Here is a 24,609-nt window from a genome sequence, read left to right on the forward strand (position 1 = left end):
CGTCGCACAATATTCCCGATATTGCGCTTCCTCGCCTCCTTGAACTGGCGGTTTTTGCCTCCAGCCGTGGCGCTGTGGAATTTGTCCACGCCGCCTAGTGCCCGCCTGTCGCTATCTTCAGCCGGTCGCCGTGGTCAACGACGGGAACGTCGCCTTCTGACCCAGCGCCCCTTGCGCAAGCGCTTGATGCTCTCCTCGCAGCGCTCACACTTGCCGACGTAGCCATCAAATTCAAACGACACTTCTGATCGTACCGGGCGATGATAGCCCAGCAAGCATTTCAACGAGACCATGAAACCCACCCCAGAGTTACTTCCAGAGTGAAGCAAAGAATCTCCGTTCTGAAAATTCAACGAAAGTTAATTTTCGAGATCGTTTTTCACTTTTCGCACATGCAAGAATCCGAACAGCGATCAGCGCAGTGCAAGAACCTCGTTGGTTTCCAGCCCGCGCATCGCAAGTGAGGCGGCACGGCGGGAATCGACCCAGCGCCCATCGGACAGCTGCACGTCATAGCGCTCGTCGCTCGATGCTGCGTCGCGGTAGAACTCGGCCGCCTTCTGCTTCTCCCCCACCAGCTTGTAGGCCGTTCCCAGGTTGATCAGAGCCAAGGGATCCTGCTTCTGCACAAGATCGCTGTTCTCGATCTTGGCAATCGCCGCGCGGGGACGGCCAGCCATGATTTCATGATAGCCGACATCACCGCTCTCGATAGCAGGCGCCGGCACTGTCAACGTGGCGGGAGCCTGTGCCATCAGTGCGGCTGCGAGAAACAGAGTTGCGGACATCGAGACTCTCCTTTGCTTGTCGGCCTTGCGCATTCGGTCAGCGCTTCGGCTTGTTGAGTCTGATTATGCATCCGATGGCGGCGACTGCAATCAAAGTGAAACATTGTCACAAAACTGCAATTTTCTATCCGGCAGATTTCCGTGCTGTCGTCACAAATGTCAAATAACCGTCAGATATTCTGACTTATTTCTGTCAGGAAACCGCAAAGTGGCTGTCACTTTGCAGGCCTAGATCACCCCTCGACCCGGCGGGAATCGCTCCCGCTGTTATCCATGGGGGATACCAAGTGAAGAAGTTCCACGGCCTTATGCTCATTGGCTGCAGCGGATTGGCGCTCGCTGGCTGCGGCCCGACCGACATCGCCTCGCCTGGCACCGGCGGCAATGTTGTCATCAACCAGCCCACGCCAACGCCGGCGCCGACCCCCACGCCAACCCCGACTCCGACCGTCACCGCCGCGGCTGGTTGCCCGACCATCGAAGACCCCACCGGGCTCACCGATGCCGGTACGGTCACTTCGGCGCAGGGCTCGTGGCGCGTGTGCACGCTGCCTGCCCGCATCACCCGTTCGACCACGCTGCCCAAGATCGCCGGGCTGCTCTATTCTATCAACGGTCGCGTCGATGTCGGCACCGATGCCGGCTTCAGCAGCACCAGCACGGGCGTTACGCTGACGATCCAGCCGGGCGTGATCCTGTTCGGCAACACCGGCACGTCCTGGCTCGCCGTCAACCGCGGCAACAAGATCAATGCGGTCGGCTCGGCAACCGCACCGATCATCTTCACCAGCCGCGACAACGTGCTCGGCCTCAACACCGAAACTTCGCAGGGGCAGTGGGGCGGCGTCGTGCTGATGGGCCGTGCGCCGATCACTGACTGCACCACCGGTTCGGTCGCCAGCGGATCTACTGCCAGCACCTGCGAACGCCAGACCGAAGGTTCGGCCGACCCCGCCCTGTTCGGTGGCACCAACAGCGCCGACAGCAGCGGTTCCATGAAGTACGTCCAGATCCGTTATTCGGGTTACGTGCTTGGTTCGAACTCGGAACTGCAGGCCCTCACGCTCGAAGGTGTCGGTTCGGGCACGGAACTGGACTACATCCAGAGCTACAACAGCTCGGATGACGGGGCCGAGTTCTTCGGCGGCACCGTGAACATGAAGCACTACATCTCTGTCGGTGCCGATGACGACAGCCTCGACATGGACACCGGCGTCCAAGCGAACCTGCAGTACCTGTTGCTGATCCAGCGTTCGGGCGCGGGTGACACGCTGATGGAGCTCGACAGCAACGGCAACGAAAGCCAGACGCCGCGTCAGGTTTCGCGCATTGCCAACTTCACGGCGATCCAGCCTGCCACCAGCAGCAACAACGAAGCCAATGGCCAGGCGGCGCTGTTCTTCCGCGGCAATTCCGACATCAGCCTCTACAACGGCGTCGTCGTCGCTCCGGCCAACCAGTGCATCCGCATGAACGGCTCGGGCGGCACGGCCTCCTCGACCCTGACTGCGCGTTCGGTGGTCATGTCCTGCGCAGGCACTGGCGATGACCGCTTCATCGGCACGGGCGCCTACACCGCTGCGCAGGTTGCGGGCTTCTTCGGCTCGGGCTCGAACAACAACAACGCCGGGTTCACGCCCACGCTGGCAAGCCTGTACATCAACGGTGCCAACGAAACCGCCGTCACCGCGTTCAACGTGACCACGCTGTCCTCGTTCTTCTCGACGGCGGCCTACATCGGCGCGGTCCGTGACAGCTCGGACACCTGGTACGCCGGCTGGACCTGCAACAGCGCTGCGGCAAACTTCGGCACCACCAGCCAGTCCTGCACGCTGCTGCCGATCACCTGATCGGCGCCTTTCGGGAAATCCGGGGGGTGGCCGGCAACGGCTGCCCCCTTTCCCGCACCACGGAACTTTCCTTTTCCCCAGGGGGGACGACAGATGAATACCTCGCGGCTCGCACACCTGCTGCTGCTGTCCACCGCGCTGCTCACGCCGGCGCTTGTCCATGCGCAAGAGGCCGCGCCGGCGCCGTCTCCGGCTCCGGAAGCTTCCGCCGATCAGGCCGCGGCGGATCCGCAGGCCGAAGAGCAGCCGCAGGAGGCCGCGCCTGAAGTCTCCATTCCCGGTGGCGAGATCGTCGTGACCGGACAGCGCGATCGCAACCTGCAACGCGCCGCTCCGCAAGTCGTTTCGGTTCTCGGCACTGCCGAAATCGCGCGGACCGGCGAAGGCAACATTGCCGGTGCACTCGGCCGCGTGACCGGCCTCAGCGTCGTCGGCAATGGCTATGTCTATGTGCGAGGCCTCGGCGATCGCTACTCGCTCGCGCTGCTCAACGGTTCTCCCTTGCCGAGCCCCGAACCGCTCAAGCGCGTCGTCCCGCTCGACCTGTTTCCCTCGAGCATCATCGCCTCGTCGCTGGTGCAGAAGTCCTACTCGGTCAACTATCCTGGCGAATTCGGCGGCGGCGTGGTGAATCTCACCACCAAGTCGGTCCCGCAGGAAGCGTTCGTCAATGTCGGCATCGGCGGCGCCTGGGATACGGAGACGACCAACCAGCTTGGCTATACCTACTATGGCTCGAGCACCGACTGGACCGGGTTCGACAACGGCCAGCGTGATTACACCAAGGCCCTGCAGAGCTTCTTCGCCAGCGGCGAGCGCCTCTCCTCGGGCAATGTCGATGCCGTTGCCGTGGGGCAGGGCATCGTCAACACCCGCAATGGCCTCACCCAGCGCATCCCCAACATGCCCGGTAACGGCTCGCTCTCGCTTTCGGCGGGCAAGTCGTTCGAGCTTGGCGGCGCGACACTCGGCGTCATCGCCACCGCCGGGTACAACAACAAGTGGCTGACCCGTGACGTTCTGAGCCAGACATCGGTCGAATCCGATCTCGCTGATCTGCAGTCCGATTTCCGCCGCGTCACCACCGACAACCGCATCGTCGTGAACGGCATGCTGGGGCTGGGGCTGGAATTCGGGCGCAACAAGATCCGCTGGACCAACCTCTACATCCGCGACACGCTAAAGCACACGCGCATCAGCCTGGGCCAGCGCAACCAGACCTCGGCAGACTGGCAGCAGCAGGAAACCGCCTGGTACGAGCGCCAGCTGATCGACAGCCAGATCGTCGCCGAATTGAAGCCGCTCGACGGCCTCAGCGTTGACCTGCGCGGCGGCTATGCCAATTCGCAGCGTGAAGCGCCTTACGAACTCGGCTTCGAGTATGTGCGCACCAATGTCGCCTCGGACCCGCTTGGCCAATTTTTCGTCAACAATCTCGATGGCAACGCCGGCCGCGCCAATGTCAGCTTCTCCGATCTCAACGAAGACCTGTGGTCGGGCGGGATCGACGTGTCCTACAAGGTTTCGCCCGCGATCACCGCGACGGTCGGCTACGCCTATACCGATACCCGCCGCACCAGCTCGCGCCGCGACTTCCAGTGGCGTGCGGTCGATCTGCCCGATGGCGTGAACCTGTTCCGCCCCGACTACCTTCTCAGCAATGCCGTCATCAAGGCATTCAACATCGGTCTCGTCGATACGAACGAAGGCAATCCCGCCTTCCTCGCCACCTTGAAAAACCACGGGGCTTACGCAAAGATCGATGCGCAACTGACCGATACCCTGCAACTCGATGCAGGCGTCCGCTACGAAACGGCGAAGATGGCCGTATCGGCGATTCCGGTGTTCAAGGATGTCACGGCTATCACGGCGCCGACCAGCCTGAACAACGACTATTGGCTGCCGGCGGCCACGCTGACCTGGTCGTTCCGCGATGACATGCAGTTGCGCGCCAACGCGTCGAAGACGATCGCCCGCCCGCAGTTCCGCGAGCTGATTTACCAGTTCTACTTCGATCCCGACACCAACCGCACCTATCGCGGCAACCCCAACCTGCAGGACAGCACGCTGACCAACGCCGAGGCCCGCTACGAGTGGTACTATGCGCGGGATCAGCGTTTCTCGATCGCCGGTTTCTGGAAGCGCATCGACAAGCCGATCGAAAGCTTCGTCAGCCTCGAAAGCGACAACTTCATCACCAGCTTCGCCAACGCGCCCAAGGCCGATCTCTACGGCGCGGAAATCGAGCTGCAGAAGTACTTTGACCTCGCCGACTGGGGCGGGATGTGGGAGTCACGCCGCTTTGCCGTGATCGCCAACTACACCTACACCAAGTCTAAGCTGAAGGTGAAGGAAGGCGACCAGACTTCCTACTACCTCGCCGCATCGACCCGTGCGCTGGACTACTTCCGCGATGGCGCACCCCTGACCGGGCAAAGCGAGCACATTGCCAACGTTCAGCTCGGCCTTGAAGACACCGACAAGCTGTCGCAGCAGACCATCCTGCTCAGCTACGCCAGCAAGCGCGTCTTCAGCCGCGGTCTGCTCAACACCGGCCAGCCCGATGTCATCCAGGACCCGGGCCTGCGCATCGACTTCGTCGCGCGCCAGGGCTTCAAGCTGTTCAAGAACGATCTCGAACTCAAGTTCGAAGCACGCAACATCACCGGTCGCCGCAACTACGAATATCAGCAGTCCGGCGCCAACCGCGTCGAAGTCAACTCGTACGACGTGGGGCGCACCTTCGCCCTGTCGGCATCGATGACGTTCTGACGCCTTTCACCAGTCAATCCACCTCGAGAGGCGGCTCCGAAGCGGGCCGCCTCTTTTTTATTGCCGTATCGGCCAGATCGTGAAATACTGAACTACATGGTTCAGCATTGTGTGTCCGATATCGATGCCACATTCGCGGCGCTTTCCGATGCCACCCGGCGTGGGATCGTCCTGCATCTCGGGCAGGCAGACGCTTCGATCAGCGACCTGGCCGAACGCTTCGGCATGACGCTCACCGGCATGAAGAAGCATGTCAGCGTGCTGGAAGCCGCGGGGTTCGTGGCCACCGAAAAGATCGGTCGCGTGCGCAAGTGCCGGCTGGGGCCAATGCGCCTGGACGAGGAAGCCGCCTGGATCGAGCGTTATCGCCAGTTATGGGACGCCCGGTTCAACGCACTGGACAATGTTCTGGAAGGCATGATGCAAGGAGAGATCGACGATGACCGACAAGCTTGAAAGCGCCGACCCGCACACGCGGGTGGAGCGCCCGTCCGACCTCGAACTTGTCGTGGTTCGGAACTTCAGCGCGCCAGTGCATCTGGTCTACCGCGCTTGGGCCGATCCCGCGCTGTTTCGGCAATGGTGGGTGCCGCGATCCTACGGCATGACGCTGATTTCGTGCGAGATGGACGTGCGCGTGGGCGGCACCTATCGCCTCGAGATCGGCCACGCTTCCATGGACCAGCCGATGGCGTTCTTCGGCACCTATCTCGAAGTCGAGCAGGACCAGCGGATTGTCTGGACGAATGAGGAGAGCCCGGAAGGGGCGGTGACCACCGTCAGCTTTGTCGCGCACGACGGCGGCACCGAAGTCACCATCTCCAACCTGTTCCCGAATGCCGAAGCGCTCGAACACGAGCTTGCCTCAGGTGCATGCGACGGCACCGCCGAGAGCCTGCGCCAGCTGGAGGAATTCCTGCAGGCCTGACCTCAAGGCCGGTCGAGCACATACCCCATTGAGCGCACCGTGCGCAGCGGCGAGCCTGCGCCGACGTCACGCAGGGCGCGGCGCAGGCGGCTGATCCAGGCATCGACGGTCCGCTCGTCGATCGGCTGGTCGTGCTTGCCCAATGCCGCAATCAGCTGCGTACGGCTGAACACGTGGCCGGGCTTTTCCATCAGGTAGCGCAGCAGACGCATCTCGTTGGGCATGAGCAACAGCGGCTTTTCGCGCCAGCGGGCCTGCAGCGCGGCAAGGTCCAGCGCCAGGTCACCCAGCCGCAACACCCGCGCCGGCGCTTCATGCTCCGGAAGCTGGATCGACAGCACCCGGTCGAGGATCGCACCCCGGTCCACCGGTCCGACGATATAGTCGTCAGCCCCCGCGCGCAGGGCGCGGCGCTTGGCCTCGGCATCATCTTCCTCGAGGATCATCGTGATATGCGCTTCCTGCCCCAGGCTGTCGCCGCAGCGCAGGCGGCGGCACAGTTCCAGCCCGGACATCTCGTCAAGCACCCAGTCTATGAACGCCCATGGCCGCCCTTCCATGAGGGGCAGGGGGGCCTCCGATTTCCAGCGGTGAAACACCACGCGCAGATCGGAATGCACGAAGGGTTCGCGTCCTCCGGATAGGTTGCCTGTCAGCAGGATGTCGATGTGCCGCATGAAAAGAAAGCCCCTGTTTCCAGGAGCTTTCTGTATCGACTTTGTGACGGTGAAATGACGATGTTACACTGCGCCGGCCGACCTTTGGGGCAGGCCCTGGCAGCTGTTACACCGGCAGACCGACGTAGTTCTCGGCGATGCTCGTCTGTGCGGCCTTGCTGGAAGCGATATAGTCCAGCTCGGCCACCTGCATTGCGCGCTCGAACGGGCCGTCCTCGGGGAAGCGGTGCATCAGCTTGGTCAGCGACCACGAGAAGCGCTCGGATTTCCACACCCGGGCCAGCGCCTTGGCAGAGTACCCTTCGATCGCGTCGTTATCGCCCCGCTTGAAGAAGCTGCTCAGGGCTTCGGCGGCGTAATGGACGTCGCTTGCGGCAAGGTTCAGGCCCTTGGCACCGGTCGGAGGGACAATGTGCGCCGCATCGCCGCACAGCAGCAGGCTGCCGTGGCGCATCGGTTCGAAAACGTAGGAGCGCAGCGGCGCGATCGACTTTTCGATGGAAGGCCCGCGCGTCATGTTCGCCGCAGCCTCCGGCCCGAGGCGCACCGCCAGCTCGTCCCAGATGCGCTCGTCCGACCAGTCCTCGACCTTCTCGGTCAGCGGCACATCGACATAGTAGCGGCTGCGCGTGTGGCTGCGCATCGAGGCGAGGGCGAAGCCGCGCTCGTGATTTGCATAGATCAGTTCATGGTTGCACGGCGGCACGTCGGCAAGGATGCCAAGCCAGCCGAACGGATAGACCCGCTCGAATTCGCGCGCCACGCTCGCCGGGATGGCCTTCCGGCTGGGGCCATGGAACCCGTCGCAACCGACGATGAACCGCGCATCAATGCGCTGTTCGCTGCCCTCAAGCGAATAGGTGACGTAAGGGGCGTCGCTCTCGATGGCATGGAGAGCCACATCGCTGGCGCCATAGATCACCTGCAGCCCACGCTCGGGCGCGGCGTCCATCAGGTCGCGGGTGATCTCGGTCTGGCCATAGACCACCACAGTCTTGCCGGTGAGATTGGCGACATCAATGCGGATCAGGCGTTCGCCATCGGCGAGATTGAAGCCTTCTTCCACCAGTCCCTCGGCCTTGAGGCGAGCATCGAGGCCGAGCCGTTCCATCAGCCCGACGGTGATCTGCTCCAGCACACCTGCACGGATGCGGCCAAGGATATAGTCCGGCTGCTGCCGCTCGACCACGACGCAGTCAACGCCCTCAGCCTTCAGCAGGTGTCCGAGCAGCAGGCCGGCCGGGCCTGCGCCGATGATGGCGACCTGAGTCTTCATGACAGTTCTCCCACGCGCCCGCACTGGGATGCGGGGTCAATGCTGGAGAATTTGACAGAAGCGCGGTTGCGGGTGAATGCAGCCGCAGGACAAACTGCTAGCACTTTCGGGACATGACCGAGGCGATACCAAGATATGCCCTCTATGGTGAAGGCACGGCGCAGAACACCGGCGGTTTCGCCCATATCGAGACCATCGCGGAGCGGAGTGCCCTGCACGATTGGGAAATCGGCATTCACCGCCACGATCATTTCGTTCAGGTTCTTCTGGTAGAAGAGGGACACGCTGCAGTGACCCTCGATACCATCACCGTCGGGCTCGAAGGTCCGGCGCGCGTGATCGTGCCCGCCGCCGCCGTCCATGGCTTCCGCTTCCGCCAGGGCACCCGCGGATTTGTCCTCACCTTGTCCACTGACTTTTCCACAAGGGCAGCTGGCCCGGCCGATCCGTTGCTCGGCGCTCTGGCACGCGGCGGTTCTGCGCCGCTTGGCCCCGAAGCTGCCCGCCGCGCCGTCTGGCTCGCGCGTGAAATGCTCGGCCTTCAACAGGAATGGCAGCAGCGCGATCCATTGTTCATGGCGCTGGCTGAAAGCCTCATCCGCACAATCGCCCGCGAGGAGGACGCTTCCGATCCGCAGGAGCGTGCCGACCGGCGGCTCGATCGCTTTCGCCAGCTTGTCGAACTGCATTACCGCCAGCACCGCGATCTCGATTTCTATGCCGGCGCGCTCGGCCTTACCCGCCGCACGCTGTCGCGTCTCACCGCAGCGCGCCTCGGCTGCAGTCCGATGGACTTGATCCACCGCCGCCTCGCCCTCGAAGCCCATCGCTTGCTGCGCTACACCAATGCCACGGCGGCACAAGTCGCCGCCGAACTCGGCTTCGAAGACCCCAGTTATTTCTCCCGCTTCTACCAACGGGTTACCGGCAGGCGACCTTCACAGGACAAGGCGGCCTAGGCGTTGTGGAATTTGTCCACGCCGCCTAGAATACCTTGCGCAGTTCGAGCGCCACGGTGCGCCCGATCGGATCGCGATAGGCGGGCTGAAAGCCCAGTGGCAGATCCCCATTCGCTGCAGTCACCCGCTGGCGGGCATTACCGATGTTGTCGACGACGAGCGAAATGCGCGCGCCCTTCCAGAACGGAGACTTGGGCACGAGCGAGCCCATGTCGGCAATCGCGCGCAGGTCGAACGTGCTGATCGGCTGGAACGTCAACCGGTTCGGCGCGGCTTGCGAGCCATAGAGCAGCTGGCTCTGCCCACGCCTGCTGGCTGAAAGCCGGAACCCGCTTGGCCCCCGCATCACCGAGACATTGGCGGTCGTCAGGTGCCGCTGCTGACCGCCGCCGATGCCGATTGCGCCACCCGACAGCAGGTTCACTTGCCCCAGAGCTGCTCGGATCACCGAAGTGCTCTCCAGCACGATGGTATGCGCCGCATTGACCTGCATCGTCATCCTCGGCCCATAAGCCCTGGCCTTGCCATTCGCATCGAGCGGCATCGGCTCCAGAGGCACCGCAAAGCTCGTGCCCAGTCGCAATTGCCGCGAGCGCAGCCGGTCAAAGTTCACCGTGCGATTGTCCACCAGCGTCAACCGCCCGCTTGCATCGCGCACGAAGCGGTCGGGGAACGCCGCCACCACGGCCTGCGTCGGCAAGGGCAGGGCACCGAACTGGTTGCGCGTGTCCGAAATCGAATAGTCCGCGTTGACCTGCAGTTTGTAGCGGGACCATGGCGATGCGGACACCGACAGCGTGCGCAAGCGTTGCGTCTCGCTCCTCAGGCCGCCGCCGCCGCCGTAGATCGTCGTCACGGGCACCGTCTCGCCACGCACCGGATCGAAGTAGGGCACGTTCTCGGCAATCGTGCTCGGCGCGGCGACAAGTTCCAGCGGAATGGCCCGCCCGTCACGGTTGTCGGTCAGGTTGAAACGCAGCCATGCCAGCGGCCGCCAGTTGAGTGCAAACGCATGCTCGTTGATCCGCCCGAACTGCCCCAGCCTCTGTCGCGAGACGTCTGCTGAAACATCTATGTCGCCCAGCGCGTCGAGAAAATTTCCCGCCTTGCTCGTCAGCGGCACGGTAACGCCTGCGCGCAGTGTCCAGTCGTTGCGCTCGATCCTCGAATCGCGGCCCTGCTGGTCCGTCGCATCCAGCGTGCCACCGCCCAGCGCGCCGCCCCCGCGCACTTGCACCGTGCCTGCAGGCAGCCCGAACAACGGTCCCTGAACATCGAGCCGTACCTCGCGCGCAGTGGTCTTGTTGCGCGTGGTGCGCACGGAAAGCGGAATGAGCGCGGCCAGCCCGTCGGCAAAGGGATTGATCGTCGGATCAATGGCGATCAGCCCTCCGGCTACTGTGCCATTAAGGATGCTGCCCGAGGCGCGCTCGCGTTGTTCGTAGCGGCCCAGCAACGTGCCTTGCCACGGCCCCCGCGTCGCGATCAGGGATGCCGTCAGGCTCCTTGCGTCGCTGCGCGTATCGTAGCGCAAGGGCCGCGAGGCGTCGCTCAATGCCAGCACCACCGGTGTCGTGAACAGACTTGCCGGATGATCCGCCGCCAGGAGAAACCGCGCTGTCGGCAAGCCGTTGAGGCTCGAAGCCGTCGTGCGGCCGATCCGCCCGTTGAACGAAAGCGAAAGCCATGGGGCCAGCGTCTTGTTGCCTGAAAGGCTGGCTTCGAGCGGCTGCGACGCGCCGCGCAGCGTGCGAAAGTCGCCGATCCGGCTGTCGTTCACCTTGTTGGCGAAAGGCACCAGACTGGGCAGCGTCGGCGTCCCGGCATTCTGGGGCAGCGCGATCGTGCTTACCAGGCTCCCGGCAAGCGCCGAAAGCGCCGGGTCGATCTCTGTGCCCCGGAAAGAGATCACATTGCCCAGCGGAGCAAACGGTATGATCGAGTCCGGCCGCACCAGATTGCGGTCGGTTTCGAAGAGGTTGTCCGATTGCGAAGCCTTGACCGAAAGGTTGATGCGGTCACGCTTGCGGATGAAGGTCAGTTGCGCCTCACCCCGGCTCAGGCCCCAGTCCCCCTCGGTGGCGACTTCGCGGCTGCCGGTCACGGTGAGCGTCTTGACCGCAGGCTTCAGCACGATGTTGTAGACGCGCTGCGTGGATCCACCACCGACGCGCGCGGCTGACCCACGTGGTAGCGTTTCGATCTTGCGCACGGCTTCTACGGGGTAGTCGGATATGTCACCGATGTCGCTGACCGGCTGGCCGTTTACCAGCACTGCCGGCTGATCGTCGCCGTTCTCATCCTGGATCTGATTGACCAGTTCGCCAACCGTGCTGGCACCGTAGGATGCGATGCGGTCTTCCTCGTAATCTTGCTCAGGCGCGACGTCGGACAGTTGCGATACGATGGCGCGATCGCCCACGACCACGATCTGCCGGTCAAACAGTGGAACCGGCAGTTCCAGCCCGGACGGCCGCGTTTGCGCCGATTCGCTTTGCGGCGCGCCGTCACCACTGCCCGAGCCTGCTTCACCACTGCCATCGGCGGTACCGCTGGCCGCATGGGCCGCGACCGACAGGCAGGACAGCACCAGTGCAGGTATCGCAAGGCCCGGCCTCAGCGTGCCGAGGCACTGCAAGCGCGGCGCAGACCAGACGGTCCGTCCGCTCTTGTCAGAGCTCTGCCCATTGGCGGGGAAACAAGGGTGTCGAGGGGCTGTCATCAGCGTCGTGAAAAGGCGCAAGGCTCCACCGGCCATTGCCGATGGAGCCATAGACACCCAGACCCGAGGTCAGATCGCTCAGGCGCCCGGAACCGAGATATAGGTCCCGTTCGAGGTCTGCGAACCGCCGCCCCACGGAGCCGTATTGAAGTAGGTCGTGTTGCAGTTGGTGCCGACATAGCCGTTCTGAGCAGTCCAGGTGCCCGGCAGCCTCTTGGGCGAAATGCAGACGACGACCTTTTCGGCCAGCCAGTTGCCGACTTCTGTCCACGGGCCAGCAGCAGCTTCATGCCCGGCAACGCCATAGACGGTGTTGGTTTCGTCGATCGTCTGGTTCGAAGTCAGCTCGGGTGCGGCCTCCGGCGCATTGTCGATCCACTGTTCTTCAACCGGTTCAACAGCATCGGCGGTCGTGATGAACAGGCATTTTGACTGATTTTCGCCCCATTGGCTCCACGTCGGGCCCTTGTCGGTAAACTCGGCGCACGCACGTTCTGTGGCTTCGATGTTACCGTTCGCTTCGGGATCGCGGATATAATAGCCCTGAACCGGCGTACCTTCGACCGCGGGAATGTAAGTTTCGCTGTAGCGCGTGTATTCGCAGTTGTAGCTCACCGTGGTGGTGGTGGAATAATCGGCGGTGAAGTCGTATTCGCTCGCGGGCCAGTTCTTGTTCTTGGCAACCTTGTCACCGAACAGGTTCACGCTGCCCCCGGTGCGGAAGGGCCTTCCTTCAATGGTGAAGCCTGAATAGGTCGGCGTGCCGGTGCCAAAGCGGGTGCCCGGCGTTTCCACGCGGTTGCTTTCGACCGGATCAGCATCGATCTGACCGGTTTCGACGACTTCCACGGTCAGCGAAGGACGGCCGTCATGCAGCGGCGCAGTCAGCTTGGCAGCAAGGTCAGCGTCGCACACGCCTGCCATTGCAGTAGTCGTGTCGCCTGAAAGCGTGATCGCCAAGGCCGGCGTGATTGCCAGCGGGCTCAGCGAAGAGGCACACAGAGCGCCGATCGTCAGGATCTTTACAGTCTTCATTTGGGAACTCCCCCAGCAGTTGCGCTCGAAGTCCCGGACCCCATGGTCGGGCGTTAACCTTGAGTGCTTGAGCGCGACTCGCCGGTTTATCGAGTTATAAAGGCTTAATACGTAATTAATGGTATGGTTAGGAGTCATAAAGTGTTAATGATCCAAAGCGGGACTGTCTTTCAAATAGTCATTAAAGCATGTGAGATTATCTAAAGTTCAAAATCCTTTACTTCTTTGGATAAGTGATTTGCTGTTTCTTCGAGAGATTTTTCGACCATCACCGTCATCGCAAATTTCACTTCATGAAACGACGTTTCCGGATTTCTGGAAACGCGTTTTCACCCTTGGACCGTCAGCCATCGCAAACAGCGCTCCAAAACAACTTTCCTACAGCGTCAGTGCTGCGGCAAACTCCGGTCATGCACAAATTCGGATTCGCCCCTTTCGGAGCTACTGCGTCGCTGCCACCGCCGTGGCCTCGTCTTGCGGCTCGACGGACGCAAGCGGGCCGTCGAAATGGCGAAATCGGTGGGGCTGAATGTTTTCTCTTTGAACTGTGTAACCCGTAAACCCCAAGGCAGCCGCGCTCTGGCGAAAACCCCGCAAATCCGCTTGTTTCGACCGCGAACTGCGCTATGAATTTTTCATGGATATGAACTGCGGAAGAGGCAACTGAAATGGCCAAGATCAAGACAACCCACGTCGGCAGCCTCCCGCGCGGCGATGAATTGACGCCCCTGCTGCTCGCCCGAGACAAGGGCGAAGCATACGACGCCGCCGAATTCGATGCAAAAGTCTCGGCCGCAGTCGACGCCGCAGTCAAGATGCAGGTCGATGCCGGCGTGTCCGTGGTCTCCGATGGCGAGCTCGGCAAGGTCGGATATTCGACTTACATGATCGAACGCCTGTCCGGCTTCGGCGGCCACATTGATCGCAAGCCTGCGGCGGACCTCGCCGAAGTGCCGAACCTGGCCAAGAAGCTCTCGGCGATCATGGGCAGCCAGGAGTTCGTCCGGGCCTCGTGCATCGGCCCGGTTCGCAAGGTCACGCTGCAGCCGCTGCATGACGACATCCGCCGCTTCAAGGCCGCGCTCGCCAACCACGCGGCGCCCGATACCGAAGCCTTCATGAATGCGGCATCGCCGGGCCTGATCACCGCCTTCCAGGTCAACCGCCACTACCCCAGCCACGAAGCCTACCTCGCCGACCTCGCCGATGCGATGCGCGTGGAGTACGAGACCATCGTGAGCGAGGGGTTCTACCTCCAGCTCGATTGCCCCGACCTCGCGATGAGCCGCCACACCGGCTATCAGGACATGTCGGAAGAGGACTTCCTCAAGGTCGCCGCCGCCAACGTCGAGGCGCTGAACGCGGCAACGGCCAACATTCCGCCCGAGAAGATGCGCATGCACATCTGCTGGGGCAACTACGAAGGCCCCCACGACCACGACATCCCGCTCGAACGCGTGGTCGACATCGTGATCAAGGCGCGCCCCGCCACGATCCTGTTCGAAGGCGCCAATCCCCGCCACGAACACGAATGGACAGTGTGGCGGGACGCCAAGCTGCCCGATCACAAGATCCTTGCGCCGGGGTTGATCGACACCTGCTCGAACTACATCGAACATCCCGAACTGATTGCCCAGCGCATCGAGCGCTTTGCCGGCTTCGTCGGCGCCGACCGCGTGGTTGCCAGCACCGACTGCGGCTTTGGTACTTTTGCAGGGTACGGCAAGCTCGATCCGATCGTGACGTGGCGCAAGCTCAAGTCGCTGCGCGAAGGCGCGGACATCGCCGCGAGCCGCCTGTGAGTCAGGTGAGCTTGACTCCTGAAGACCGCCGCGCCGCGGAGCATGATTGTGCCCGCCTCGTTGCGCTCTACGCCAACCTCAACGACGAGGCGCGGTGGGAGGAGGTGGCAGCGCTTTATGCCGAGGATGGCGTCATGTACCGTCCGACTGCGCCTGATCAGGGCGTGGAAGGGCGCGAGGCCATCCTTGCGGCGTTCAAGGCAAGGCCGCCGCGCACCACACGGCATGTCTGCTCGAACGTGGTGATTGACGTTGAAGGCCCGGCCACAGCACGGGGCACCAGCGCGATGCTGCTTTTCACGGGCGAGGGCGCGCCGCTGGTCGGCTCCTTCCACGATCGCTTCGTGCGGACTGCCGAAGGCTGGCGGTTTGCCGAGCGGCGCGGGAGCTTGACGTTCAAGTGAACGCCCCTGCCGCCTCGAACCCAGTGAAGTCGGCGATGCGCACGCTCGACGTGATCGAGTACGTCGTCGCAAACCGCCAGGGCGCTGTGGCGCAGGAGATCGCGGGCGCGCTGGCCATTCCGGTCAGCAGCCTGTCCTACCTGCTCGCCACCTTGACCGAGCGTGGCTACCTGACGCGGGACGGGCGGCGCTATTTGCCGGGGCCGGGGCTGCAGCGATTGCGCGCGCCGGACGCCGCGCTCACGCTCGAGGATCGCGTGGCCCCGCTGGTGCGGGCCTTGCGCAGCGAACTCAACGAGACCTCCTCGTTCATGGTCCGCCGTGGCTGGGAAGTGGAGGCGCTGGTCACCGAGGCCAGCGACCAAGCGCTGCGCTATGCCGTCGATCCCGGCACGCGCCGTCCTCTCCATGCGCTGGCGGCCGGCAAGATCATGGCGGCGTGGCTGCCACCTGCCGAGATGGAGCGCTATTTCGCCGAGACCGAGCGCGCCAAGCTGACGCCGCAGACGCGGACAACCGAGGCAGAACTGCGTGCAGACTTTGCCCAGATCATGGCCACTGGCTTCAGCCTCGCCCAGGAAGAGGCGACGGTCGGGATCTGCGGCATGGCGGTTCCGGTGTGGATCGACGAGCAGCTTGCGGGGGCTTTCAGTGTGGCCGTCCCGGCGGTGCGATTCGATGAACAATTAGCCGAGCGGGTGCGCCAGTTGCTGCTGCGCTTGGCAGGAGCGGTAAAGTGATGAAGCGCAGGTCTTTTCTTGGGGCTCTGCCAGCGGCTGCAGGTCTCATGGTGGTCCCCGGCCTTGTGCGAGCGGCGGCCGATCAGCGACGCTTCCGGGTGATTTGCGATAACGATTTTTCAGGAGATCCGGACGGCCTGTTTCAGCTGGCGCATCACTTGCGCTCGCCTTCGGTCGAGGTGCGGGCGATCATCGGGTCGCATCTCCACGCTGATGAGAAGTGGGCCAAGTCCGACCATCAGGCGACCGATGGAGCAAACCGGGCGCGCGAACTGCTGGAAGTCATGGGGCTGACCGGCAAGGTCCCGGTCTTCGTCGGCTCCGAGAAGGCCATGATCTCTGCGTCCGTCCCGGCGCGCTCGGCGGCAGCCGATGCGATCATTGCCGAGGCGATGCGGGACGATCCCTTGCCGCTGTTCTATTGCGCCGGCGCTGGTTTGACCGACCTCGCTTCAGCCTTGCTGTTCGAGCCGCGCATCGCCAAGCGGCTGACGCTGGTGTGGATTGGTGGGCCCGAGTATCCCGGCCTTGGCCTGCCCGTGCCCGGTGGATCGCCGGGCGAGTACAACATCACCATCGATGTCGCCGCGGCTCAGGTGGTCTTCAACCGCTCCGACGTTGCGATATGGCAAGTGCCGCGCAATACCTATCGGCGGATGCTGTTCTCGATGGCCGAACTCGAAGCGATGAAAGAGAGCGGCGGGACCGGTGCCTGGTTGGCGGGCCAGATATCGGGCCTGTCCGAGGCCGCGGCCAAGATGGGCCTGAAGGTGGGCGAGGCCTATGCCCTTGGTGACAGCCCGCTGGTGACGCTGACTGTTCTGCAATCCTCGTTCGAGCCTGATCCATCCTCCAGCGACTATGTGATGATCCCTGCTCCGATCGTGCAGGCAGACGGCACCTTCAAGCCGAACCCTGAGGGCAGGCCGATCCGCGTCTATGTGACCATCGACACCCGACTGACCTTTGGCGACATGATGGCCAAGCTCAAAAGGTAAGGGCCGGATCGCTCCGGCCCCGATTGCTTATTTCTTCATGCCTTCGGTAATGCGCTGGGTTTCTGCGCGGGTCGAATCCGGGCCGGTGTTGCGCTTGTAGATGCCGCCCTGTCCCGCCGCGCGGGTAAACAGGTCGGGATCGCCTTCACGTTGTTCCAGGCCGAACAGGGGAAACAGGCCCGGGTGGCGACCAAGCCCGCCGTAGAGATCGAGGCAGCGTTCGATCCACGGGCGGAGCGGATCGTCATTGGCGAGCACCGGGATCTTGCAGACCGAGGCGGTGAAGAGGATTCCGCCCATGATGCGGTAGTCGGCATAGTTGGGCGCGGAGCCACCAAGCCATTCGTGCTGGCCAAGCGCAGCGCGCAGCGGTTCGAGGGCGGCGCTGATGGTCGGCAGACGATCTTCGCGGCCGGCCTGCACGTCCTCAAGCTTGCGGCCGAGCATCTTCTCACGGCTGTGGGTGACGTATTCATGGTCTGCCGGCACCGACAGGTCGCGGTAGTCTGCGCAGAAGCAGAACATCCACGGACCCACGGCAGCATTCCAGAACCAGTGGTCGAGCGCCTTCAGCGTGACGGCGACGCTTTCGTGCGGGATCAGGGCTGGCCGGTCAGGATACTTGGCATCAAGGTATTCGACGATGCCCCAGCTATCCAGCACCCATTCGCCGTCGTCGACGATGGCGGGCAGGCGCTCGGTCTTGCCGCCGGTGCGCTCAAGAATGCCGGTGAAGCCGCCGGGTACGACGTCAAGATCAAAGCCCTTGTGCTTGAGCGCGTACTTGGTTGCCCAGACGAAGGGGCTGATCGTCGCGCCGGTGGAAAGGGCGAGGTCGTAGAAGGTGATGGTGTTGTTGGCGGCCATGGCATCCTCATGTTCTTGTTGCGGGGATTGTGCCATATTTTGTTAGTAACACAAACGAAATTTGCGCTTGGCTGGGTTCCTGTTTTCTCGTCATCTCGGACTTGATTTTGGCCCCGCCTTGTTCCCGCAGCTCGCGCTGCTGGAAGAAAAGCGGGATCCCGGATCAAGTCCGGGATGACGAAGACAGGGCGCAGGCGAAAGCAAAGAGCGCCGGACCCGTCGGGATGGGCCGGCGCTCTCGCTTTGGGGCTGGCTGCCCTAAGTCCTTACTTCTTCGTGCGCCAACCTTCGGCGTAGTTGTCGCGGGCGACTTCGGAGTAGGGAACGGCGGCGACGGTGGCCTTGATCTCGGTCTGGACGTGGGTTTCGACGGTCGGCTTGGTGGTGCCGCCATTAGGTTCACCCCACAGCAGGCTGACTTCGGTGCCAGGTTCGACGTAACCGGGTTCCATCATCGCGAGGGTGAGGAACTTGCCTTCGTTGGCGGTATAGCCGATCCAGGTGGAGAGGCCGACCAGCTTGCCATCGGCGAGGACCTGATCGAACGGGTGCATCGAGTACACAGCGCTCGGATACTCCATGAACTTGGCGCGATCGCCCTTGCTCAGTGCCGAGGACTGGACGCGCATGACGTCTTCGTTGTCGAGCGCGAGGGTCACCTTGGTGCGGTGCTTGCCTTCTGCGGCCATCTTCTCGAGCGCGGCGCGGCCGATGAAGTCATGGTCGAACTTGACGAAGGGGCCGTAGCCGAGATCCCACGGCGTGGTGTAGTAGCCTTCGATGGTTTCGGGCACGTAGCTGCCGCCGACCGAGCACTTGGCTTCGTAGGAATTGGCCGAGAGCCATTCGCGGTACGGGCGCAGAGCCTCGCCGGTGTAGATCGCGGGGAAGGGCGAGGGGATCCAGCCCGATTCCAGCGTGTTCGACGAGTAGGCGCGACCCCCGACCAGCGCCATCTGGAATTCCTTGCCAGCCTCGACCAGTGCGGCGTGGACGGCGCCATAGTCTTCCCACGGGCCCATCAGCTCGAAACCGGGCTGGCCGGCCATGCCATGCCGCAGCGCGCGCACTTCCTTGCCGCCGATGGTCATGCGAGTCATGTGGAAGAACTTGAGGTCGGGCGCGGTTTTGCCGGTGGCCTTCTCGATGATCTTCATCGCGTTCGGGCCCTGGACCTGGAAGCGGTAGGAGTTGCGCTTGCCATCGGTGCGCATCGCCCAGCGTTCGTCACGCTCGACGGTGACGTTCCAGTTGCCCGAGGCCGCGTGGTATTCGACCCATTCGATCGTCGGCGCGCGGCCGACGAGGTTGAAGTGGTTCTCGTCGAGGTAGAACAGGATCACGTCGCCGATGACGTAGCCATCCGGGGTGACGGGAACGAACTGCTTGGCGCGATCGGGCTGGAAGTTCTTGAACGAGTTGATGCCGAGGTGCTCGAGCATCTTGAAGGCGTCAGGTCCCTTAACCGCGAGATCGACCATGTGGTACGACTGGTTGTAGAGCACCGCCGAATGCGCCCATGCCCACTGTTCGTTGCGCCAGTTCGAATACTCTGCCGGGACGCCGGGGTAGACGTTGGGGCCGACCTGCTGATTGCGGACGAAGTTTACAAGGTCACCGGCGTTCTGGATGACCTGTTCGAGGGTCTGGGACATTTCTCAAGCTCTCCCGATGCGATTTCACGGATATGGACTCGTCATGCCTCATTTTCGCGTGCTTGAAAAGTTCGGAATGCTGAAATGGGTGAAAAATTGTATGTGCTGCATACGGAGTGTGGCGCTTTGCGTCCTTCGACAAGCGCTGGATGAGCGGGTGTTGGAAAAGGGCGGTTCACTAACCAATCCCGCTCAGCCTGAGCTTGTCGAAGGCTCGTCTTCGCAATCACGCAAACGAAAAGGGCCGGTCCTTGCGGACCAGCCCTTCTGCGTGTCGGTTTCGGCGGATCAGCCTTCGACGTGCTCGGCGAGAACCGTCAGGCCCTTGGCGCCGACTTCGGCGAAGCCGCCCTGGACCGTGATCTCTTCAGGCGCCGAACCTGCCGACTTGTATACCTTGATCGTTCCGTCCTTGACCGTCGACATGAACGGCGCGTGGCCTTCCAGCACGCCGAATTCACCGTCGGTGCCGGGAACGACCACCATGTGGACCTCTTCCGAACGGACGAGGCGGGCCGGGGTGACGAGTTCGAAGTGAAGGGACATCTCTTGCCTTTCGGTCTCCCCGGGGCTTTCCCGGGGAGCTAGCTCAATCAGGCTTCAGCAGCCAGCTTCTTGGCCTTTTCGACCGCTTCGTCGATGCCGCCGACCATGTAGAACGCGGCTTCGGGAAGGTGGTCGTACTCGCCGTCGACGACTGCCTTGAACGAACGCACGGTGTCTTCGACCTGGACGAACTTGCCCGAGATGCCGGTGAACACTTCGGCGACGTGGAAGGGCTGCGACAGGAAGCGCTGGATCTTGCGGGCGCGGGCGACGGTGAGCTTATCTTCTTCCGAAAGCTCGTCCATGCCGAGGATCGCGATGATGTCCTGCAGCGACTTGTACTTCTGCAGCGTTTCCTGAACGCGGCGAGCGGTCTGGTAGTGCTCTTCACCGACGACGGCGGGCGTCAGCACGCGCGAGGTCGAGTCGAGCGGGTCAACCGCCGGGTAGATGCCGAGTTCCGAGATGGCGCGGTTCAGCGTGGTCGTTGCGTCAAGGTGAGCGAACGAGGTGGCCGGGGCCGGGTCGGTAAGGTCGTCGGCGGGGACGTAGATCGCCTGCACCGAGGTGATCGAACCCTTGGTGGTGGAGGTGATGCGCTCCTGCAGCGCGCCCATGTCGGTGGCGAGCGTCGGCTGGTAGCCCACGGCCGAAGGAATACGGCCAAGCAGTGCCGACACTTCCGAACCCGCCTGGGTGAAACGGAAGATGTTGTCGACGAAGAACAGAACGTCCTGGCCTTCCTGGTCGCGGAAGTATTCTGCCATGGTCAGACCCGACAGAGCGACGCGAGCGCGGGCGCCCGGGGGCTCGTTCATCTGGCCGAACACGAGGGCGACCTTCGAGCCGTCCGGGGTCGGGTTGCCATCGGCGTCCTTGGCGATAACGCCGGCGTCGAGGAATTCGTGGTAGAGATCGTTGCCTTCGCGGGTGCGTTCACCGACGCCTGCGAAGACCGACACGCCGCCGTGGCCCTTGGCGATGTTGTTGATCAGTTCCTGAATGAGAACCGTCTTGCCCACGCCGGCGCCGCCGAACAGGCCGATCTTGCCGCCCTTGGCGTAAGGAGCGAGAAGGTCGATGACCTTGATGCCGGTCACGAGGATCGCGGCTTCGGTCGACTGCTCGATGAATTCCGGAGCCTTGGCGTGGATCGGAGCGGTCTGCTCGGCACCGACCGGGCCACGCTCGTCGATCGGATCGCCGACGACGTTCATGATGCGACCCAGGGTCTTGGGGCCGACCGGCACCGAGATCTGCGCGCCGGTGTTCGACACGGGCTGGCCGCGAGTCAGGCCGTCGGTCGAGTCCATCGCGATGGTGCGGACGGTGTTCTCGCCAAGGTGCTGCGCGACTTCGAGAACGAGGCGGTTGCCGTTGTTGTCGGTTTCGAGCGCCGAGAGAATGGCGGGGAGTTCGCCGTCGAACGCGACGTCGACGACGGCGCCGATGACCTGGCTGATCTTGCCGGTAGCTGCTGCGGTGGCCATTGTTGTTTCCTTGCCTTCTATGTCGTCGTCAGAGCGCTTCGGCGCCAGCGATGATTTCGATGAGTTCGGTGGTGATCGCGGCCTGGCGGCTGCGGTTGTACTGGATGGTGAGCTTGTTGATCAGCTCGCCCGCATTGCGCGTCGCGTTGTCCATCGCGGTCATCGACGCACCCTGTTCCGAGGCTTCACGCTCAAGTAGGGCACCGAACAGCTGCGTGGTGACGTAGCGCGGCAGCAGTTCCTCGAGGATTTCCTCTTCGCCCGGCTCGTATTCGACCACGGCGTCGATGGCGACGGTGTTGGTCGGGGCGGGGACGGGGATGATCTGCGTGGTGACCGGCAGCTGGGTCAGCGCGTTCTTGAACTCCGGCGCGACAAGGTGCGCGACGTCGAACTTGCCGGCTTCGAACATCTCGAGGAGTTCGCGGGCGATGGCGCTGGCTTCGTCGAAACCGGGCGTGCGCACGTTGCCGGTGTCGTATCCGGCGGCGATGCCGTTCGGATAGTCACGGCGGATCGGCGCGCGACCCTTCTTGCCGACGAGGTAGAAGCTCACCGTCTTGCCCGCCGCTTCGAGCGCACGCGCCTGCAGCTTGGCTTCCTTGACGATGTTCGAGTTCAGACCGCCGCACAGGCCCTTGTCGGTGTTGACCACGACAAGGAGGTGGCGCTGGTCGGAGCCGGTGCCGCGCATCAGCAGCGGTCCGTTATCCTGGCCTGCGACCTTGGCGGCGAGGCTGCCCATGACTTCCGCGAGGCGGCTGGCATAGGGGCGCGCGGCTTCGGCAGCCGCCTGCGCCTTGCGCAGCTTGGCCGCCGCGACCATCTGCTTGGCCTTGGTGATCTTCTGGGTCGACTTGACCGAGTTGATCCGGCCCTTGAGTTCCTTCAGCGAGGCCATGACGGCTCCCTTGATCCGTCACCCCGCCGCGCCGGACGGGGTGGCGTTGACTTCAAAGACTTAGGCGAACTGCTTTGCGAAAGCGTCGAGCGCCGCGACCAGCTTGCCCTTGGCTTCGTCGCCAAGGTCCTTGGTGTCGCGGATCAGGCCGAGCAGGTCAGCGTGCTGCGTGCGCAGGAAGCTGAGCAGTTCGGCTTCGTATTCCGTGACGCGATTGGTCGGCACCGAGTCCAGGTAGCCCTGCGTACCGGCAAAGATCACCGCGGTCTGCTCTTCGAAGCCGAGCGGCGAGAACTGCGGCTGCTTGAGCAGCTCGGTCAGGCGCGCACCGCGGTTGAGCAGCTTCTGGGTCGAAGCGTCGAGGTCCGAACCAAACTGGGCGAAGGCGGCCATTTCGCGGTACTGGGCGAGCTCGAGCTTGATCGAGCCGGCAACCTTCTTCATCGCCTTGGTCTGGGCCGAGGAGCCAACGCGCGACACCGACAGGCCGACGTTGATGGCCGGGCGGATGCCCTGATAGAACAGGCCGGTTTCAAGGAAGATCTGACCGTCGGTGATCGAGATCACGTTGGTCGGGATGTAGGCCGAAACGTCGCCCGCCTGGGTTTCGATGATCGGCAGGGCGGTGAGCGAGCCGGCGCCGTTCTCGTCGTTCATCTTCGCAGCGCGCTCGAGCAGGCGGCTGTGGAGATAGAACACGTCGCCCGGGTAAGCTTCGCGGCCAGGTGGGCGGCGGAGCAGCAGCGACATCTGGCGATAGGCAACGGCCTGCTTGGAAAGGTCGTCGTACACGATCACGGCGTGCATGCCGTTGTCGCGGAAGAATTCGCCCATGGTCGCACCGGTGTAGGGTGCGAGGTACTGCAGAGGAGCCGGTTCCGAAGCGGTTGCGGCGATGACGATGGAGTATTCCATCGCGCCGTTTTCTTCGAGCTGGCGGACGATCTGCGCGACGGTCGAGCGCTTCTGGCCGACGGCGACGTAGATGCAGTAGAGCTTCTTGCCTTCATCGGTCCCGGCGTTGACGGCCTTCTGGTTGATGAAGGTGTCGATCGCGACGGCGGTCTTGCCGGTCTGGCGGTCACCGATGATCAGCTCGCGCTGGCCACGGCCGACGGGGACGAGAGCGTCGATCGCCTTGAGGCCAGTCTGCACGGGTTCGTGCACCGACTTGCGCGGGATGATGCCCGGAGCCTTGACTTCGACGCGGGTGCGGGTGGCGTCGACGATCGGACCCTTGCCGTCGATCGGGTTGCCAAGAGCGTCAACCACGCGGCCGAGCAGCCCCTTGCCGACGGGCACGTCGACGATGGTGCCGGTGCGCTTGACGACATCGCCTTCCTTGATCTCGGCGTCCGAGCCGAAGATCACGACGCCGACGTTGTCGGCTTCGAGGTTCAGGGCCATGCCCTTCACGCCGTTGGCGAATTCGACCATCTCACCGGCCTGGACCTTGTCGAGACCGTGGATGCGGGCGATACCGTCACCCACCGAGAGAACCGACCCGACTTCCGAGACCTGGGCGTCGGTGCCGAAGCTGGCGATCTGGTCCTTGATGACCTTCGAGATTTCAGCGGCGCGGATTTCCATGTTCTGTCCTTCCTGGAACCTGTGCGGGCCGTTAGGCCTTCATCGCCTGGGCGAGAGAATTGAGACGGGTGCGGATCGAGCTGTCGATCATCTGGCTGCCGATCTTGACGACGAGGCCACCGAGAATGTCGGGATCGACACTGGTCTTGAGCTTGATCGACTTGCCGGTGCGGGCCTTCAGCTTTTCAGTGAGGGCGGCGACCTGTGCATCATCGAGCGGGTGGGCGCTGGCGACTTCGGCGCTGACTTCGCCACGATGGGCAGCAGCGATCTGGCCAAATGCGCGGATCACGTCGGGCAGGGCCGAGAGGCGGCGGTTCGAAGCGAGCACGCCGAGGAACTTCCTGGTCAGGTCACCAAGGCCGAGCAGGCCGGCAACCGAATCCATCGCGCGAGCTGCTGCATCGCGGCCGAGCTGCGGGTTGCCGATCAGGCCCTTGAGGTCAGCCGATTCGCGCAGTGCAGCATCGAGCTTCTCGAGATCGCCCTCGACGGCGTTCACAAAGCCCTGCTCATTGGCCAGATCAAACAGTGCCGAGGCGTAACGCCCTGACAGGCTGGCCGTAATGCCGCTGGAAATCTCCACGCGCCGAAGTTCCTTCATCCAGG

Annotated in this window: 21 protein-coding genes; 9 read left to right on the forward strand and 12 right to left on the reverse strand. The window is 63.2% G+C overall.

The window, feature by feature from the left end:
* Window positions 1-413 precede the first annotated feature (413 nt).
* Window positions 414-788, reverse strand: coding sequence for a hypothetical protein (locus tag HGI46_RS20585; protein ID WP_162896083.1), 375 nt, complete (start codon window positions 786-788; stop codon window positions 414-416).
* Window positions 789-1,075: 287 nt separating this feature from the next.
* Between HGI46_RS20585 and HGI46_RS20590 the strand changes: the two genes are divergently transcribed.
* The 4 genes from HGI46_RS20590 to HGI46_RS20605 all read left to right on the forward strand — a co-directional run bounded on the left by HGI46_RS20590 (window position 1,076) and on the right by HGI46_RS20605 (window position 6,338).
* A complete protein-coding gene (locus HGI46_RS20590; protein WP_168905671.1) occupies window positions 1,076-2,638 on the forward strand; it encodes a hypothetical protein in 1,563 nt (520 codons plus the stop codon).
* Window positions 2,639-2,731: 93 nt separating this feature from the next.
* The gene (locus HGI46_RS20595; protein ID WP_168905672.1) at window positions 2,732-5,410 is read left to right on the forward strand and encodes a TonB-dependent receptor; all 2,679 of its coding nucleotides are present in this window, start codon (window positions 2,732-2,734) and stop codon (window positions 5,408-5,410) included.
* A gap of 96 nt (window positions 5,411-5,506) precedes the next feature.
* Window positions 5,507-5,866 (forward strand): metalloregulator ArsR/SmtB family transcription factor, encoded by a 360-nt coding sequence (locus HGI46_RS20600; RefSeq protein ID WP_168905673.1) that lies wholly within the window; start codon window positions 5,507-5,509, stop codon window positions 5,864-5,866.
* The gene (locus HGI46_RS20605) at window positions 5,850-6,338 is read left to right on the forward strand and encodes an SRPBCC domain-containing protein (protein WP_168905674.1); all 489 of its coding nucleotides are present in this window, start codon (window positions 5,850-5,852) and stop codon (window positions 6,336-6,338) included. Before HGI46_RS20600 ends, HGI46_RS20605 begins: the two co-directional genes overlap by 17 nt.
* Window positions 6,339-6,340: 2 nt before the next feature.
* On the opposite strand, the gene HGI46_RS20610 is transcribed toward HGI46_RS20605, so the two are convergent.
* Complete coding sequence (locus HGI46_RS20610) at window positions 6,341-7,015, reverse strand: response regulator transcription factor (RefSeq protein WP_168905675.1); 675 nt, start codon at window positions 7,013-7,015, stop codon at window positions 6,341-6,343.
* 106 nt (window positions 7,016-7,121) lie between these two features.
* Window positions 7,122-8,291 carry a 4-hydroxybenzoate 3-monooxygenase gene (gene pobA / locus HGI46_RS20615; RefSeq protein ID WP_168905676.1) on the reverse strand — a complete coding sequence of 390 codons (1,170 nt, stop codon included), beginning with the start codon at window positions 8,289-8,291 and terminating at the stop codon, window positions 7,122-7,124.
* Between the two features lie 113 nt (window positions 8,292-8,404).
* Here pobA and HGI46_RS20620 point away from each other — a divergent pair, with 113 nt between their 5' ends.
* Complete coding sequence (locus HGI46_RS20620) at window positions 8,405-9,250, forward strand: helix-turn-helix domain-containing protein (RefSeq protein WP_168905677.1); 846 nt, start codon at window positions 8,405-8,407, stop codon at window positions 9,248-9,250.
* A 25-nt stretch (window positions 9,251-9,275) separates the two neighbouring features.
* Here HGI46_RS20620 and HGI46_RS20625 read toward each other — a convergent pair whose 3' ends face one another.
* Window positions 9,276-11,972 carry a hypothetical protein gene (locus HGI46_RS20625; RefSeq protein WP_206065869.1) on the reverse strand — a complete coding sequence of 899 codons (2,697 nt, stop codon included), beginning with the start codon at window positions 11,970-11,972 and terminating at the stop codon, window positions 9,276-9,278.
* A 78-nt stretch (window positions 11,973-12,050) separates the two neighbouring features.
* Entirely contained in the window at window positions 12,051-13,007 is a 957-nt protein-coding gene (locus HGI46_RS20630; RefSeq protein ID WP_168905679.1) for a hypothetical protein, read from the reverse strand.
* A 668-nt stretch (window positions 13,008-13,675) separates the two neighbouring features.
* Here HGI46_RS20630 and HGI46_RS20635 point away from each other — a divergent pair.
* From HGI46_RS20635 to HGI46_RS20650, 4 genes are read left to right on the forward strand one after another with little or no spacing between them, the layout of a single operon-like run.
* Window positions 13,676-14,809: a cobalamin-independent methionine synthase II family protein gene (locus HGI46_RS20635; protein ID WP_168905680.1), complete on the forward strand. Its 1,134-nt coding sequence runs from the start codon at window positions 13,676-13,678 to the stop codon at window positions 14,807-14,809.
* Between the two features lie 5 nt (window positions 14,810-14,814).
* Window positions 14,815-15,213: a nuclear transport factor 2 family protein gene (locus HGI46_RS20640; protein WP_346766786.1), complete on the forward strand. Its 399-nt coding sequence runs from the start codon at window positions 14,815-14,817 to the stop codon at window positions 15,211-15,213.
* Between the two features lie 23 nt (window positions 15,214-15,236).
* Complete coding sequence (locus tag HGI46_RS20645; protein WP_346766787.1) at window positions 15,237-15,953, forward strand: IclR family transcriptional regulator; 717 nt, start codon at window positions 15,237-15,239, stop codon at window positions 15,951-15,953.
* Window positions 15,953-16,951, forward strand: coding sequence for a nucleoside hydrolase (locus HGI46_RS20650; RefSeq protein ID WP_168905682.1), 999 nt, complete (start codon window positions 15,953-15,955; stop codon window positions 16,949-16,951). Before HGI46_RS20645 ends, HGI46_RS20650 begins: the two co-directional genes overlap by 1 nt.
* 27 nt (window positions 16,952-16,978) lie before the next feature.
* Here the strand turns inward: HGI46_RS20650 and HGI46_RS20655 are convergent, their stop codons facing one another.
* The 7 genes from HGI46_RS20655 to HGI46_RS20685 all read right to left on the reverse strand — a co-directional run bounded on the left by HGI46_RS20655 (window position 16,979) and on the right by HGI46_RS20685 (window position 24,586).
* Window positions 16,979-17,818 carry a beta-etherase gene (locus HGI46_RS20655; RefSeq protein WP_168905683.1) on the reverse strand — a complete coding sequence of 280 codons (840 nt, stop codon included), beginning with the start codon at window positions 17,816-17,818 and terminating at the stop codon, window positions 16,979-16,981.
* A gap of 266 nt (window positions 17,819-18,084) precedes the next feature.
* Window positions 18,085-19,473, reverse strand: a complete 1,389-nt coding sequence (locus tag HGI46_RS20660) for an aminomethyl transferase family protein (protein WP_168905684.1) — start codon at window positions 19,471-19,473, stop codon at window positions 18,085-18,087.
* Window positions 19,474-19,761: 288 nt separating this feature from the next.
* Window positions 19,762-20,019: an ATP synthase F1 subunit epsilon gene (locus tag HGI46_RS20665; RefSeq protein WP_039335066.1), complete on the reverse strand. Its 258-nt coding sequence runs from the start codon at window positions 20,017-20,019 to the stop codon at window positions 19,762-19,764.
* A gap of 47 nt (window positions 20,020-20,066) precedes the next feature.
* Window positions 20,067-21,509, reverse strand: coding sequence for a F0F1 ATP synthase subunit beta (gene atpD / locus HGI46_RS20670; protein ID WP_118074159.1), 1,443 nt, complete (start codon window positions 21,507-21,509; stop codon window positions 20,067-20,069).
* A 28-nt stretch (window positions 21,510-21,537) separates the two neighbouring features.
* Entirely contained in the window at window positions 21,538-22,410 is an 873-nt protein-coding gene (locus HGI46_RS20675; RefSeq protein ID WP_039335060.1) for a F0F1 ATP synthase subunit gamma, read from the reverse strand.
* Window positions 22,411-22,470: 60 nt separating this feature from the next.
* Window positions 22,471-24,000, reverse strand: a complete 1,530-nt coding sequence (atpA, locus tag HGI46_RS20680) for a F0F1 ATP synthase subunit alpha (protein ID WP_168905685.1) — start codon at window positions 23,998-24,000, stop codon at window positions 22,471-22,473.
* Window positions 24,001-24,031: 31 nt separating this feature from the next.
* A complete protein-coding gene (locus HGI46_RS20685) occupies window positions 24,032-24,586 on the reverse strand; it encodes a F0F1 ATP synthase subunit delta (protein ID WP_168905701.1) in 555 nt (184 codons plus the stop codon).
* Window positions 24,587-24,609: the final 23 nt, after the last annotated feature.

Origin of the sequence: Novosphingobium sp. ERW19 (genome assembly GCF_012641315.1) — a bacterium.
Taxonomy (GTDB): Bacteria; Pseudomonadota; Alphaproteobacteria; order Sphingomonadales; family Sphingomonadaceae; genus Novosphingobium.

Bases quoted from the DNA above. Each gene is read 5' to 3' on its own strand.
- atpA (WP_168905685.1), bottom strand. From the start codon at position 24,000: ATGGAAATCCGCGCCGCTGAAATCTCGAAGGTCATCAAGGACCAGATC.
- HGI46_RS20625 (WP_206065869.1), bottom strand. From the start codon at position 11,972: ATGACAGCCCCTCGACACCCTTGTTTCCCCGCCAATGGGCAGAGCTCT.
- HGI46_RS20650 (WP_168905682.1), top strand. From the start codon at position 15,953: ATGAAGCGCAGGTCTTTTCTTGGGGCTCTGCCAGCGGCTGCAGGTCTC.
- HGI46_RS20675 (WP_039335060.1), bottom strand. From the start codon at position 22,410: ATGGCCTCGCTGAAGGAACTCAAGGGCCGGATCAACTCGGTCAAGTCG.
- HGI46_RS20605 (WP_168905674.1), top strand. From the start codon at position 5,850: ATGACCGACAAGCTTGAAAGCGCCGACCCGCACACGCGGGTGGAGCGC.
- HGI46_RS20595 (WP_168905672.1), top strand. From the start codon at position 2,732: ATGAATACCTCGCGGCTCGCACACCTGCTGCTGCTGTCCACCGCGCTG.
- HGI46_RS20655 (WP_168905683.1), bottom strand. From the start codon at position 17,818: ATGGCCGCCAACAACACCATCACCTTCTACGACCTCGCCCTTTCCACC.
- atpD (WP_118074159.1), bottom strand. From the start codon at position 21,509: ATGGCCACCGCAGCAGCTACCGGCAAGATCAGCCAGGTCATCGGCGCC.
- HGI46_RS20635 (WP_168905680.1), top strand. From the start codon at position 13,676: ATGGCCAAGATCAAGACAACCCACGTCGGCAGCCTCCCGCGCGGCGAT.
- HGI46_RS20660 (WP_168905684.1), bottom strand. From the start codon at position 19,473: ATGTCCCAGACCCTCGAACAGGTCATCCAGAACGCCGGTGACCTTGTA.
- pobA (WP_168905676.1), bottom strand. From the start codon at position 8,291: ATGAAGACTCAGGTCGCCATCATCGGCGCAGGCCCGGCCGGCCTGCTG.
- HGI46_RS20630 (WP_168905679.1), bottom strand. From the start codon at position 13,007: ATGAAGACTGTAAAGATCCTGACGATCGGCGCTCTGTGTGCCTCTTCG.
- HGI46_RS20610 (WP_168905675.1), bottom strand. From the start codon at position 7,015: ATGCGGCACATCGACATCCTGCTGACAGGCAACCTATCCGGAGGACGC.
- HGI46_RS20600 (WP_168905673.1), top strand. From the start codon at position 5,507: ATGGTTCAGCATTGTGTGTCCGATATCGATGCCACATTCGCGGCGCTT.
- HGI46_RS20585 (WP_162896083.1), bottom strand. From the start codon at position 788: ATGTCCGCAACTCTGTTTCTCGCAGCCGCACTGATGGCACAGGCTCCC.
- HGI46_RS20665 (WP_039335066.1), bottom strand. From the start codon at position 20,019: ATGTCCCTTCACTTCGAACTCGTCACCCCGGCCCGCCTCGTCCGTTCG.
- HGI46_RS20620 (WP_168905677.1), top strand. From the start codon at position 8,405: ATGACCGAGGCGATACCAAGATATGCCCTCTATGGTGAAGGCACGGCG.